The organism is Peribacillus sp. P4_C12 (assembly GCF_056402095.1).
In genome coordinates this window covers 1-661 of the sequence record NZ_JBFUIB010001113.1, presented here as the reverse complement: position 1 = coordinate 661, position 661 = coordinate 1, and the positions used below count along the sequence as shown (strand labels likewise).

The 661-nt window shown below is 43.3% G+C and carries 1 protein-coding gene; it reads right to left on the bottom strand.

The window, feature by feature from the left end; all coding sequences use genetic code 11:
* On the bottom strand, window positions 1-661 hold a 661-nt coding region (locus AC1DUW_RS31645), incomplete at both ends, for a thiamine pyrophosphate-dependent enzyme (RefSeq protein WP_477644554.1).

Sequence of the window (661 nt, the reverse complement as noted above, 5' to 3'; positions counted from 1 at the left end):
ATTTTCTTCAGCTGCAGTAACCATTTCCCCGACATTAACCATAAAACCGCCGTCTCCAGCCATCAGCACAACTGTTTTATCTTGGCAGCCCATTTGTGCGCCAATAGCTGTTGGAAGGCCTTGACCAATTCCGCCACCAGATGCATGAATAGAGGTTCTCGGTTCATAAATTTCAAATAAACGGCTGCCCCATACGTTTGCCTGAACAGTAACATCTCGAACAATAATGGTATCATTCGGCAAAATTTCTCTCATGCCATCTACAAATTGCTCATACGGCCCAAGCGTTGCACGCAGTTGTGCGCGCACTTCATTTCTAAGTGAACGGACTTCACTTACATAAGAAGGATCTGCATAAACTGATCTTTCTTCAAGCTTTTGAATGAGGGCTGCTAACATATCTTTCGCATCGCCAACCAAACCTATTGTCGACTTATAGTTACGGTTAATTGCCTGCAAATCCGCATCGATTGCAATATGCTCTTCAGGTACTGGTACTTTCCAGTTGGACGTTTCATTTCCTCTAAAACGAACACCTACGCTGATTAACAAATCCGCATTTTGCAAAAACTCTTTTGTGGACTCATAAGCCGCGAAATGTCCTATGCATTGTTCGTGGTTTTCGGGAATCGAACCTTTTCCTGATTGGCTTGTTATAACT